General features: G+C 38.7%; 12 protein-coding genes. 9 read left to right on the forward strand and 3 right to left on the reverse strand.

Annotated features, from left to right (window positions below; genetic code table 11):
* Positions 1 to 37: 37 nt before the first annotated feature.
* From ytxJ to metK, 5 genes are all read left to right on the forward strand, one after another.
* Positions 38 to 370: a bacillithiol system redox-active protein YtxJ gene (ytxJ, locus tag U0R11_RS11570; protein ID WP_166232848.1), complete on the forward strand. Its 333-nt coding sequence runs from the start codon at positions 38 to 40 to the stop codon at positions 368 to 370.
* 1 nt (position 371) lies between these two features.
* Positions 372 to 1,208 (forward strand): hypothetical protein, encoded by an 837-nt coding sequence (locus U0R11_RS11575; RefSeq protein ID WP_406751832.1) that lies wholly within the window; start codon positions 372 to 374, stop codon positions 1,206 to 1,208.
* Between the two features lie 6 nt (positions 1,209 to 1,214).
* Positions 1,215 to 2,084, forward strand: a complete 870-nt coding sequence (lipA, locus tag U0R11_RS11580) for a lipoyl synthase (protein WP_406751833.1) — start codon at positions 1,215 to 1,217, stop codon at positions 2,082 to 2,084.
* A gap of 6 nt (positions 2,085 to 2,090) precedes the next feature.
* Complete coding sequence (locus U0R11_RS11585) at positions 2,091 to 3,272, forward strand: lycopene cyclase family protein (RefSeq protein ID WP_406751834.1); 1,182 nt, start codon at positions 2,091 to 2,093, stop codon at positions 3,270 to 3,272.
* A gap of 92 nt (positions 3,273 to 3,364) precedes the next feature.
* The gene (metK, locus tag U0R11_RS11590) at positions 3,365 to 4,621 is read left to right on the forward strand and encodes a methionine adenosyltransferase (protein ID WP_406751835.1); all 1,257 of its coding nucleotides are present in this window, start codon (positions 3,365 to 3,367) and stop codon (positions 4,619 to 4,621) included.
* A 66-nt stretch (positions 4,622 to 4,687) separates the two neighbouring features.
* On the opposite strand, the gene U0R11_RS11595 is transcribed toward metK, so the two are convergent.
* On the reverse strand, positions 4,688 to 5,023 hold the full coding sequence (locus tag U0R11_RS11595) for an HPF/RaiA family ribosome-associated protein (RefSeq protein WP_166232858.1): 336 nt from the start codon (positions 5,021 to 5,023) through the stop codon (positions 4,688 to 4,690).
* A gap of 198 nt (positions 5,024 to 5,221) precedes the next feature.
* A complete protein-coding gene (locus U0R11_RS11600; protein WP_406751836.1) occupies positions 5,222 to 6,898 on the reverse strand; it encodes a VRR-NUC domain-containing protein in 1,677 nt (558 codons plus the stop codon).
* 162 nt (positions 6,899 to 7,060) lie between these two features.
* Between U0R11_RS11600 and U0R11_RS11605 the strand changes: the two genes are divergently transcribed.
* The 4 genes from U0R11_RS11605 to U0R11_RS11620 all read left to right on the forward strand — a co-directional run bounded on the left by U0R11_RS11605 (position 7,061) and on the right by U0R11_RS11620 (position 11,900).
* Positions 7,061 to 8,251 (forward strand): phosphoglycerate kinase, encoded by a 1,191-nt coding sequence (locus U0R11_RS11605; RefSeq protein WP_406751837.1) that lies wholly within the window; start codon positions 7,061 to 7,063, stop codon positions 8,249 to 8,251.
* Between the two features lie 92 nt (positions 8,252 to 8,343).
* Complete coding sequence (locus U0R11_RS11610; RefSeq protein WP_406751838.1) at positions 8,344 to 10,800, forward strand: bifunctional UDP-N-acetylmuramoyl-tripeptide:D-alanyl-D-alanine ligase/alanine racemase; 2,457 nt, start codon at positions 8,344 to 8,346, stop codon at positions 10,798 to 10,800.
* 383 nt (positions 10,801 to 11,183) lie between these two features.
* Positions 11,184 to 11,543, forward strand: a complete 360-nt coding sequence (locus U0R11_RS11615; RefSeq protein WP_406751839.1) for an ArsR/SmtB family transcription factor — start codon at positions 11,184 to 11,186, stop codon at positions 11,541 to 11,543.
* 21 nt (positions 11,544 to 11,564) lie between these two features.
* The gene (locus U0R11_RS11620) at positions 11,565 to 11,900 is read left to right on the forward strand and encodes a hypothetical protein (RefSeq protein ID WP_406751840.1); all 336 of its coding nucleotides are present in this window, start codon (positions 11,565 to 11,567) and stop codon (positions 11,898 to 11,900) included.
* A gap of 79 nt (positions 11,901 to 11,979) precedes the next feature.
* Here U0R11_RS11620 and fumC read toward each other — a convergent pair whose 3' ends face one another.
* Positions 11,980 to 13,383 carry a class II fumarate hydratase gene (gene fumC, locus U0R11_RS11625; protein WP_406751841.1) on the reverse strand — a complete coding sequence of 468 codons (1,404 nt, stop codon included), beginning with the start codon at positions 13,381 to 13,383 and terminating at the stop codon, positions 11,980 to 11,982.
* Positions 13,384 to 13,450: the final 67 nt, after the last annotated feature.

Genomic DNA, 13,450 nt, shown 5'->3' on the forward strand with positions numbered 1-13,450 from the left:
AAATTACGAAATAAGCAGAAAACCTGCATCATTCTTTATGAACTGGAATACATTAAACGACGCTCAGCAAGTAGCTCAAATCTTAGAAGATTCTCAAAAACAACCTGTTCTTATTTTTAAACATAGCACCCGTTGTTCTATCTCCGCAACTTCCTTAAATAGATTAGAAAGGGCTTGGGATCAAGATAATACCCCAGCATATTTATTAGATTTAATTGCTTTTCGACCTATTTCTAATCAAATTGCTGAAACATTTCAAGTAGAACATCAATCGCCCCAAATTTTAGTCATTGATGGAGGTAAATGTACTTACCATGCCTCTCATTGGGACATATCCAATGAGGATTTGAAACCATATACTAGCCGTTAACATGAAGCAGGCTTTACCTCATTATATTTTGGCTCTTTTATTGATGCCCGCGTTGGTGTGGGCGCAACGAAGTGGTAGTACCAGTACCACAACTAGTCCAAATCAAAGCAGCAGTAAAGCCAATAATGCTTCGAGTAAAACAGGTAATATTCCCGCATCCGCTGGTTCACTGGCAGAACGAGGAACTTGGGCCATTGGATTAACCACCACGACCAATTCTGGAATTTTTGGTGGTATCAATTTGCGGAAATCTTGGAATAAGAATCCGAGTCGCCAACCCATCATTGGTCTAGACATTGTTAATGTAAAGGATTATCGCGAGTTCACTTCCCCTTTTTCTTATAACGGACGAAGCTACATTGAAGGTAAGTTAAACAACCTATTGATCGTTAGACCAGAATTTGGGATGCAATGGATGTTGTTCAAAAAATCCAGTGAAGGAGGAGCCGCTTTACGAGGGATTTTGGCTACAGGACCTAGTCTAGGTGTTAAAATTCCCTACTATGTGGATGTCTCTTTTTTAGATCCTGCCACAGGAAGAACCATCATTAAATCAATTCCTTATACAGAATCCATGACCAACACCACTGGCCGCTCAGTAATCATCGGTGAAGGAGGCTATTTTGTGGGTAGTGCTGATGCTAAAATGGTGCCCGGTTGGCATCTGAAATCTGGCTTTGACATAGAACTAAATACGATTAAGCATAATTATTTAAGTTTGGAAGTAGGCTTTATTGTGGATGTATTCCAAAATCCCGTTGAAATACTTAACCAAACAAGTCCTAGATCAGTTTACACAACTGGTTACTTAACTTTTTTCTTCGGAAGAACATATTGATACAAGATGATTGAATTACCTCAGATAAATCCAGCTGCTAACACGCGTAAACCCGATTGGCTCCGTGTCAAACTACCCATTGGTGAGAAATACACGAATGTTAGGAAGATTGTGGATGAATATAAACTACATACTATTTGTCAATCAGGCAACTGCCCCAACATGGGCGAATGCTGGGGTGAGGGTACTGCTACCTTCATGATATTAGGAAATGTATGTACTCGTTCCTGTACTTTTTGTGCCGTAGCTACTGGCAGACCACCCGAATACGATGAGGATGAACCAAGACGTGTAGCAGAAGCCATAAAGTTGATGCAAGTAAAACATGCCGTTATTACTTCTGTCAACCGTGATGAACTGAAAGACAAAGGAGCCGAAATATGGTATCAAACGGTTCGTGCGGTGAAAGAAAGCACACCGCAAACGACCATTGAAACCTTAATTCCAGATACCAAAGGAAATTGGGATGCCTTGATTCGCATGATTGAAGCTGGACAAGAAGTTGTTTCGCATAACATGGAAACGGTGGCTAGTTTATACCGATATGTACGCCCTCAGGCTAAATATGAGCGTAGTTTGGAACAAATCCAACGAACTAAAGACTTTGGAAAAAGAACAAAATCAGGCATTATGCTGGGTTTAGGTGAAACCAAAGAAGAGGTTTTTAAAGCCATGGATGATTTAGTCGCACATGGTTTAGACGTGTTAACCTTGGGTCAATATTTGCAACCTACCAAAATGCATCATGAGGTGATTGAATGGATTCATCCAGACACCTTTGCTATGTACAAAGAAGAAGGTCTAAAAAGAGGATTAGCCTATGTAGAATCTGGGGCATTGGTTCGTTCTAGTTATCACGCAGAACGCCATATTTAATGCCTCATGCGTATGAATGTCCCTTCCAGTAAAACGTATCGATACATTTTCGCTGGAGGAGGTATGTCTGCTCTATCTTTGGTTTATTTTTTAAGTCAAAGTAAGCGAGCGAAAGAGCCTATGTTAATCATTGACCTTTCCAGCAAATCTGAAAATGATAAAACCTGGTGTTATTGGTCAGATAGGCCCGAAGAGTTTGATGATTTGGCACAAAAAAGCTGGAAAAATTTATGGTTTCATGGTCCACATGGAAAGAGCATCGCTTTAGACATTGCTCCATTTCAATACCATAAAATCCGAAGTATAGACTGGTATACTTACATCAAAAAGCAGCTGAGTCAATTCCCCAACATTGAATTTTTACAAGCCGAGGTTCTACAAATTATTCCAGAAGAAAAAGATACCAAGGTCCAAAGTTCCATGGGCGATTTTTATGCCACGGATAAAGTTTTTGATTCCTTTACAGCTTATCCCTGCGAAATCAATAATCCGAAGCATATCAAGCAACATTTTCTAGGTTGGGAGATTGAATCCCACTTCCCTATCTTTAAATCAGATGCGGTTCACTTATTTGATTTCCGAGTGGCACAAGGAAAAGAATGTGAGTTTATGTACATCCTTCCCACATCATCTAAAAAAGCATTATTCGAATATACATTTTTCTCCGCCCATGTGAGAGAAGCTTCCTTTTATCGAGATAAAATCAAATCTTATTTGCAGGCATTTTATGGATTGGGCGAAGAAGACTATCAAATCAAAGAAGAAGAAAAAGGGATTATTCCAATGTGTTTAGATCAAAGGGCTCGTCAAAGGATATCCGAAAAAATCATCCGAATAGGTACTTCGGGGGGCTTTGTCAAAGCTTCCACGGGTTACAGTTTTTTACGCACCCAGCGCATCAATCAAGCCTTAGTCAAAGAGCTTGAAAAGGATCACCCGCAAGGCTTGATTCTTCCTCAACACATTTTTAAAACCTGGCTGGATAAGGTCTTTTTACAAGTGCTTTTAGAACAATCCATGGCAGGGAGTGAGGTATTTGAAGCTTTATTTCAAAAAAATAAAGGAAGTAAAATGCTGCGCTTTTTGGATGAAAAAACCAGTTTTTGGGAAGATCTCAGCTTGATGGCCAGTGTTCCAATCCTTCCATTTATTCGTGCGGTTTACCATTTAATAATTAGCTCAAAATAAGTGTTTAAAAGCTAAAATAGCATTTGTAGCTTCGTAAGATAAATTGTATTTTTGTCAGAATTATAACATCAAACATATAAACTGTTTCGCCAATGGCATACTTATTCACGTCTGAATCGGTATCTGAAGGACATCCCGATAAGGTGGCCGATCAAATCTCAGATGCACTCATTGACCACTTCATGGCTTTTGATCCTACTTCAAAAGTAGCTTGTGAAACATTGGTTACTACAGGTCAAGTGATTTTAGCTGGAGAAGTTAAAACAAATACCTACCTAGATGTTCAAGCAATTACCCGAGAAGTAATTCGTAAGATTGGTTATACTAAATCAGAATACATGTTTGAAGCCAATTCATGTGGTATTTTATCTGCCATTCATGAACAATCAGCTGACATCAACCAAGGTGTAGAGCGTGCCAATCCAGAGGAGCAAGGCGCAGGTGACCAAGGAATGATGTTTGGTTTTGCTACGAAAGAAACAGATAATTACATGCCTTTGGCATTGGATTTAGCCCATAAAATTCTTCAGGAATTATCCAACATTCGTAACAACGAGTCTGGATTAATTGGCTACTTGCGTCCTGATGCTAAATCTCAAGTAACAATTGAATACTCCGATGATCATGTACCACAACGTATTGATACCATCGTAGTTTCAACCCAGCATGATGATTTTGCAGCAGAACCAGAAATGCTGGCAAAAATCAAAAAAGATATTGTTGAAATCGTTATTCCTCGCGTTAAAGCTAGTTTGAAACCTGAATTACAGGCATTATTCAATGATGCGATTACCTACCACATTAATCCAACAGGGAAATTTGTGATTGGTGGTCCTCACGGTGATACGGGTTTAACAGGTCGTAAGATTATTGTAGATACCTACGGTGGAAAAGGTGCTCACGGTGGTGGGGCATTTTCAGGAAAAGATCCTTCCAAAGTAGACCGTTCAGCAGCCTATGCCACGCGCCATATTGCGAAAAACTTAGTTGCGGCAGGTTTGTGCGATCAAGTCTTGGTTCAAGTTTCTTATGCGATCGGTGTAGCTAAACCATGCGGTTTGTTCATTGATACTTACGGAACAGCGAAAGTGAACTTAACAGACGGCGAAATCGCTAGAAAAGTAGAAGAGATTTTTGACATGCGTCCTTATTTCATCGAACAACGTTTGAAATTAAGAAACCCCATTTACTCTGAAACAGCTGCTTATGGACATATGGGCCGTAAAAACGAAGTAGTTAACAAAACTTTCGTTGGACCTAATGGACAAAAAATCAGTCAAGAAGTAGAATTATTTACTTGGGAGAAATTAGATTATGTCGATGCGGTAAAAGCAGCTTTCCAACTTTAATTATACTTAAAATTGCATAAAAAAAAAAGGGGACAAATTGTCCCCTTTTTCATGTTCATATAAAAACTACTCTGATATATCAAGAGCCGTTTTTGCAGCTTTAACTTGCGTTATTTTAGCCTTAAAGCGTTTAATCTGTTCTGCGATGGCATTCAATGCCAAATCTAAGGCTTCTTCAAAGGATCTTGCTTTCTCTTTGACAAACAAAATAGCCCCAGGTACAGCAATTTTTATTTCAAGTAACTTTTCTCTGACTTTCCCCTCCCCTTGTTCTATTTTAAGAAATACCTCTCCGCTGGTTATTCGATCATAAAAGGTTTCTAATTTGTTCAACTTAGCTTGGATACTCTCGACTAATTTACGATCCGCTGTAAAGTGGATGGCATGAACTTGCACTTTCATAAGCTTGAAATTTAAAGGTGAAATAATGCTTTGGGAATCCGACAAAGCCTACAACATAAAGAACGTTCTAGATTCATCAGAAATGTAGAATATTTTCAAAACGATGTCAAGCATTTCAAGAATAATTTTAAAATTAGTTTTTAGGCAAAAATTTGAATAGTTGTGACATGTTTTGAAAATCATTGAATTAAGAAATGATTAAATCCATTCTATTCGGATAAGTCGAACCGCTATTTCCTGTTGCCTAAAAAAATCATGCCAAAAAAACTGAATGGCAGAAAGATGATCGTTGGGGGATTTTACCTCGATAAAGGCATAATCCTCCCCTTTTTGGATAAATAAATCAGGAAAGCCTTTGGCATGTGTAGCCAAATGATGCCACATAAAGCTCACTACTTCTACTAAAGCTGACTTGGGAATCACTTGCACTAAGCGCTGAATCAGGTCGAAATCCAGATTTTGCCAGTCTACCAAAGGATTCATTTTCCCCTGATTTTGCACGGCATTTTGTTCCAGCAAATCCCACCAACTTTTCTCATCATCGAAGAGTTTCAACAAGACATGAAACTCCGATGCTGAATCAATGGCAAAATTTTCACGGGCATAATGGCTAGGAGCATATTGGAATGGATGGTGAAATCCTGATCTATTCTGTTGAAAGATCAATTCCCAAAACCAAAGCCCCATTAAATTCTTCCAAACTCGGTTTTCTGTAAAAGCGGCATAATAGCCTTGGTTTCTAAAATAATCGACCACACCTTCCTCTACTTGATCTTTCCATTCAATAGAAATAGTCAATTTTTCCGCTTCTTTCAAACTGGCTGTCACTTGTTTAATCTGCTTTTTAGAGGCTTGTTTCAATAAAAAGTCTTCAAAAAAATGCATTTCCTTGGGATTGCTAATCAATTCCAAGCCAGTCCTAGCCCACATCAGGGCCTCATCCATTCGTTTAAGTTTTACTAAAAGTCGGACCCGTCTTTCCAAAGATGCTCCCGTTAAACTTTCTTCATACAAGGATAGCGCCATTTCTAATTCACCTTGACGTTCCAGCCAGCGAGCCACATGAAACAAAGTCCTTTCAAAACTACCGATGCATAATTCCAATAATTCAGGAATCAAAGGCCACATATTCGCTTGCCAACTAGCCATCACTTCATCCACGGCATGGTCTTCCTTTGACTTCTCAAAAAACCATTCTCGCCAAATACTAATACGCCATTTCTGAATAGCTTCCTCGCGGTTGGAAAAATATGGGACTAAATCCGCCTCATCAATATCGATGAATTGACGATGCCCCAAATCTCGAACCACAAAATCTGTTAAATCGTGATTTCGACTTCCAAAGAACAAAAACTGAATGAAATGAAAATAGGCGGTCTGCAAAGGCCGGATTAAGCTAATTTGAAGTTTTTCTAAGCGTCGAACCAGTTCATCTTCAGGCAAATTTTCCACGATATATTGAAATAAAACAGATTTAGCTACAGATTTTGCTAGGGGACTTTTTTGACCCGGAATTTGAATGAGGTCGAAACAAATAGACTTATTTAAATTGTTCAAGCAAGCATACACCGATTGACTTTCAGTTTGGCCAATTCTTTCCAATAGGTTCAGGTGAAATAACTCCGTCATAGCCGCTTCCAAGGATTCAATTTCCGAGTAGTGGAGTTGGTCTTCTTGAAACCAAATAGTTCTACGTGAAGCTAGGCGCAAATACAGACATTGCGCTGAAAAAGAAGCGGTTTCAAATTCATGGATAAAAGCCTTTTCTTTTTCATCCAACAATTCCGCATAATGCTTTGTCACATAACGCAATACATATTGGAAATAATCCCAGTAGTAGGTGGGTGATAAATTAGGAATAGGACGATTATCCATATATGGAGGAAGGATCAAAGGGTAAAAATTGTACTATTCGACTATTAATTTCGAGATTTTCAACAGAAAATTAGATTTTTTCAACAATTAACAAAACTTGGGTATATTTGCCTGCCTTATCTGAGGCATACGTATCCACTTACAATTTGAAACAAAAATAGTATGCAAACAGTCGCCAATTTCAATTTTTCTGGTAAAAAAGCCTTAGTTCGTGTTGATTTTAATGTGCCTTTGAACGAAAGGTACGAAATCACTGACGATACGCGTATAAAAGCCACGGTCCCTACGATTCAGAAAATTCTGAAAGATGGAGGTGCCGTTATTCTGATGTCCCATTTAGGTAGACCTAAAGATGGTCCAACAGAAAAGTATTCTTTGAAACACTTAGTGACTCCCCTTTCCATCGTTTTTGGTATCAAAGTAAAATTTGCACCTGATTGCATTGGTGAGGAGGCTGCTCAATTAGCCAGTGAACTTCAGGCAGGTGAAATTCTTTTATTAGAAAATCTTCGTTTCTATAAAGAGGAAGAAAAAGGTGATGAGGAATTTGCAAAGAAATTAGCCAGTTTAGGAAATGTATGGGTGAATGATGCCTTTGGTACAGCTCACCGTGCACATGCTTCAACAGCTGTGATGGGTAAATTTCTACCAGATCGCGTGAGTGGATATGTGATGCAAGCAGAAATTGACAATGCGAAAAAAATCTTAGAATTTGCTGATAGACCATTTACGGCAATTATGGGCGGTTCTAAAATCACTGATAAAATCTTGATTATTGAGCAACTATTAGATAAGGTTGATAATTTGATCATTGGTGGGGGCATGACCTATACCTTTTCATTGGCAGAAGGTGGGAAAATTGGTAAATCCATCTCAGAGCCAGATAAAGTAGACTTAGCTAAAAGTTTGTTAGAAAAAGCAAAGGCCAAAGGGGTTAATCTTTACATGCCCTTGGACAATGTGGTGGCAGATGATTTTAGTAACTCAGCCAATAGACAAATTGTTGATAGAGGCGAAATTCCTGACGGCTGGGAAGGTTTAGACATTGGTCCAAAGACCATTGAATTATTCCAAAAGGTTGTTTCTGAATCAAAAACCATCCTTTGGAATGGACCTATGGGTGTATTTGAATTCCCTAATTTTGCTAAAGGAACCAACGCCATCGCGGATGCTGTGGTAAAAGCAACAGAAGAAAATGGAGCATTTTCTTTAATTGGAGGTGGAGATTCTGCTTCTGCGATTAATAATGCTGGATATGGTGACCGAGTAAGTTACGTTTCTACCGGTGGTGGAGCTCTTTTAGAATACATGGAAGGTAAAGTATTACCTGGCGTAGCAGCATTAGAAGCTTAATACCAATATAAATATTGAAAATAGCGTGAAAGGCGAGGGAACTATTCCTCGCCTTTTCGTATTTTAGCTAATTGCCAATTTGATCTGCATACATGATTCATTTTTCATCGCCAACACAAGTAAAATCAAGCATCTTAAGCCTTGATAGTCGACAAATCTATTTACCCCAACAAACGGCTTTTTTCGCGGTCAGAGGGGTACATCATGATGGGCATCAATACATTGAACCCTTATATCACTTAGGCATCCGCGAATTTATTGTAGAAAGTGCTGCTTGGTCAGGTTTATTGGCTGAAAAAGCAAAAAAATGGACGCAGGCAGATTTTTGGGTGGTTGAAAGTAGCATCAATTGCTTGCAAGAAATAGCCAGCATTCATCGCAAAAGCTTTTCTATTCCAGTAATTGGCATTACAGGATCCAATGGAAAAACTACTTGTAAAGAATGGTTGGCGACCTTATTGCAAAGTAAATTTTCCATTGTCAAAAGCCCCAAAAGTTTTAATTCTCAAATTGGCGTTCCCTTATCGGTATGGGGTTTAAAAGCTCAACACCAAATAGCCATTTTTGAAGCAGGCATATCCCGGGTTGGTGAAATGCAGCGGATTGAAAAAATCATTCAACCAACTTGGGGGATATTTACCCATTTTGGAGAAGCGCATGGACAAAACTTTGAATCAGATCAACAAAAACTACACGAGAAATTACACTTATTTTCACATGTAGAAAAATTGGTTTACCGTCGAAAAAACACGGATCAGAATTCCATCAAAACAGAGATGCAATCCATTAATCCACAAGCTGAGCTCATTGCTTGGAGTACGGAAGACTTGGCCCATTGCCTGTATGTATATTGGAAAATAAGTTTGAAGGAAACCCATATTCGTATAAAAAAACCAGCCCAAAGTGAAGCATTTTTGGATGTCAAAACCGAGCTAACGGATGAAGCCTATTTAGAAAACCTGTGCCATTGCCTCATTATGGCGCATGTAGCAGGTTTGAGTGTGGAAGAAATACAAGCCAGAACCAAATGGATACGTCCAATATCCATGCGCTTGGAAATCAAAGAAGGGCTTAGAAATAACCAGATCATTGATGATTCGTATAATAATGATTTAGATGGATTGCAATTAGCCTTACCTCTACTCAAAAAATACGAACATAAAAAACGTGTACTCATCATCAGTGATTTCATCGAGGCAGGCATAGCGGCACCTGAGCTATATCCTAAAATAGCCATGCTACTTCAATCTCAAAGAATAGACCAACTGATTGGAGTGGGAGATCAACTCATTAAATACCAAGATTCATTCAAAGAGATCGATGTATTTTACAATACGGAAGACCTAATAAATAGCGGCCTATTAAATCAAATCAGTGATGCTGTCGTACTATTAAAAGGAGCCAGAAAGTTCAATTTTGAACATATCACACAAATCTTAGAGACGAAAACACATTGCACCAAATTAGAAGTCAATTTAGATGCCTTACAGAACAACCTAACCTATTTTAAAGAAACCATAGGGCCTGATACCAAACTGATGGTCATGGTGAAAGCATTCGCTTATGGGGCAGGCGCTGTGGAAATTGCACAGGTACTCCAACAACAAGGAATCGATTACTTAACAGTGGCCTACACAGACGAAGGTGTACAATTACGTAAAAACGGCATTTATTGCCCAATCATGGTGATGAATCCACAAATTGGAGAATTAGATACCTTAAGCAATTTTGCCTTAGAACCAGAAGTATATTCCATGTCCATGTTGGAAGCCATTGATGAATATAGCCATGCACATAATAAAAGCATCAAGATTCACATTAAGCTTGACACAGGCATGAAACGACTAGGTTTTAGTCTTGATCAATGCAAAGAATTAACCCAAAAGATAGCTAGTATGCCGCAAGTATGGGTAGCTAGTATACTTAGCCATTTGGTAGCTTCAGAATCAATGAAACATCAAAAATTCACCGAAAAACAGATGCTGCTATTTGATAAAATGACCCAAAAAATCATTCAAACTTTAGGTTATACGCCATTCCGACATATTGCTAATTCAGCCGCCATCAAAAATTACCCGGCAGCGCGCTATGAAATGGTTCGTTTGGGCATCAGTTTATATGGAATTTCAGAAAATAAAGCAGAAAAAAAATCCTTAGAAAATGTATTAACCTTAAAAACCTATATCTCCCAAATCAAGGACATCAAGAAAAATGAAACCATTGGCTATGGTAGAAAGGGTAAATTAAAGTCGAACGGTCACATTGCTACCCTAGCATTAGGCTATGCCGATGGCTACTCTCGAAGCCTAGGAATGGGTAAAGGGATGTTCGAAATCAATGGTTATTTATGCCCAACGGTGGGGGCCATTTGCATGGACATGTGCATGGTGGATATCACTCATTTACCGGTGGTTAAAGAAGGTGATGAGGCAATAGCATTTGGCGGAAAAATACAATTAACTGATTTGGCTCATCAAGCGAAAACCATCCCGTATGAACTCATGACCAACATCAGTGAGCGCGTAAAAAGGGTCTATGTAAAAAATTAAATATTTCGAATTTTTACTGCATTCTTAACAATCCTCATGCTTACAATATCCCATACCTCAGAAGAAATTCTGGGGGTTTTTTTTGTGCAAAATTGGCTCAATTTTAGAGGAATCTATAAAACTGAGATTCGCGTTGGATCAATCATCATACTAATTTGAAATCCTTGAATAATTAAGTCCTAAACCCTAATATAAACCATTTAGCATAATAGCTAAATATAATTAACAATACAACTAGATATTTAGCAATTTTGTAAATTATAATTAGCCGTATTGACAATCATTTGTTTACTATGCTAAATAAGCTTGCTAAACCTATCCCATAGGCTATTTTTGGATAATACATTGAATTATACTAAATTAGCTAAATAGATAAATTTAATATGCAAGTAGAGTCTATAGCCAAAGCATTGGGTGATGAATCGAGGCGAAAGATTGTAGAACTTTTAAAGGATGGTGAGCTGCCTGCCAGTACCATTTTTGAGCAATTTAACTATGCGGCACCTACTATTTCCAGACACTTATCTGTACTCAAAGAAGCGGGTTTAGTGAGTACCCGTCGGAATGGCGTTTTCATCTATTATTCCTTAGAAAAAGAAGCCTTACAAGTCATACAAAACTGGTTAGCTCCTCTCCTAGGCACGGTGCTAGAAAAGCCAAGATCTGCTCCTAGAGAGCGAAGTCAAAAACCAAAAATCAAAACTGAATCGAATCCCTTTGAGAAATTTCAAAGCGAATTTTAATCTTAGAATAATACTAATTTAATGAAACGATTTGTCATCATCATTCGGGGACCAGTAGCGGGAATTTCAGGTGAAAATTCAATGCCAACAGAAGAAGAATTAGAGCAAATTAGAACCTGGCTAAAGGGTTTAAAATCCAGCTATGAAGACATGTTATATCAGAAATTTTCAGGTCAACAAATCCACTTGACGGCGTCGGGAAATTTGGATTCCAAATTAATCAATCAAATTGATGGTGGAGAAATTTCCCAGATTGTCACCCTAATTTTATCCGACTGGGAAGAAGCGCAACGAATAGCTTCGAGTTTTCCATTTGTCAGTCCATTTTATAGCATAGAACTAAGAGAAATGGCATAATAGCATAAAAAATGCCCTATACGAAACGTATAGGGCATTTTTTATATAAATCGCTGAGAATCGCGTATTTAGGAGCTCATTACAGATTAATTTCTCCTACCATATTCTCAGGGCGAACCCACTCATCAAACTCTTCGGCACTTACATAGCCCAATGAAATCGCCGTTTCCTTCAACGTAGAGCCATTTTTGTGAGCCGTCTGAGCAATTTCAGCTGATTTGTAATACCCAATCTTGGTATTCAAGGCCGTAACCAACATCAAGGAATTATTCACGTGCTTTTGAATGTTCTCTTTTAATGGTTCAATTCCTACCGCACACTTATCGTTGAATGCCACACATACATCTCCAATTAAACGAGCCGAATGTAAGAAATTATAAATCATCATTGGTTTGAATACGTTCAACTCAAAATGACCTGAAGCACCACCAATGTTGATAGCGACATCATTCCCCAATACTTGGGCAGCCACCATGGTCATGGCTTCACATTGAGTCGGATTTACTTTACCTGGCATGATCGATGAACCTGGTTCATTATCGGGAATATAAATCTCCCCAATTCCTGAACGAGGACCTGAAGATAACATACGAACATCGTTTCCAATCTTCATTAAACTTACAGCAACTGTCTTTAAAGCTCCGTGAGCTTCTACAATAGCATCATGTGCCGCCAAGGCTTCAAACTTGTTTTCAGCCGTTCTAAATGGCAAACCTGTTAGCGTAGCAATGTGTTTCGCCACATTCTCTGAATAGCCCGCTGGCGTATTGATACCTGTACCAACGGCTGTTCCACCCAAAGCCAATTCACTCAAGTGATCTAAGGTATTATTGATGGCTTTTAAACCATGATTTAACTGAGATACATATCCTGAAAATTCTTGTCCTAAAGTCAATGGAGTCGCATCCATAAAGTGAGTACGACCAATCTTCACCACATCCTTAAATGCTTTGGCTTTCTCGGCTAAGGTATCACGTAATTTAGAGATACCAGGAATAGTCGTTTCCATCAAGATCTGATAGGCCGCTATGTGCATGGCCGTTGGGAAAGTATCATTGGACGACTGTGATTTATTCACATCGTCGTTTGGATGAACCACTTTCTTCTCATCCATCAAATTTCCACCCTGCAACACATGCGCACGGTAAGCAATCACCTCATTGCAATTCATGTTAGATTGAGTGCCTGAACCAGTTTGCCAAACAACCAAAGGGAATTGGTCTGCCCACTGACCGGCTAAAATTTCATCACATACTTGCGCAATGAGTTCTTTTTTAGATTCATCCAAAACCCCTGCTTCGAAATTCGTGATGGCAGCCGCTTTTTTCAAGAATGCGAATGCCCGAATGATCTCTTTAGGCATTTTATTGATATCTTGAGCAATGGGAAAATTCTCAATGGAACGTTGGGTTTGTGCACCCCAATACACGTGTGCAGGTACTTTCACCTGACCCATCGTATCTTTTTCTATTCTATACTCCATAAGGTAGCTTTGTGTTAAATTTGTAAGGAAAAAACAAAAATACCACCAAAACAAACAAGTCGCACAC

It is taken from the genome of Aquirufa salirivi, assembly GCF_045310485.1.
GTDB lineage: Bacteria > Bacteroidota > Bacteroidia > Cytophagales > Spirosomataceae > Aquirufa > Aquirufa salirivi.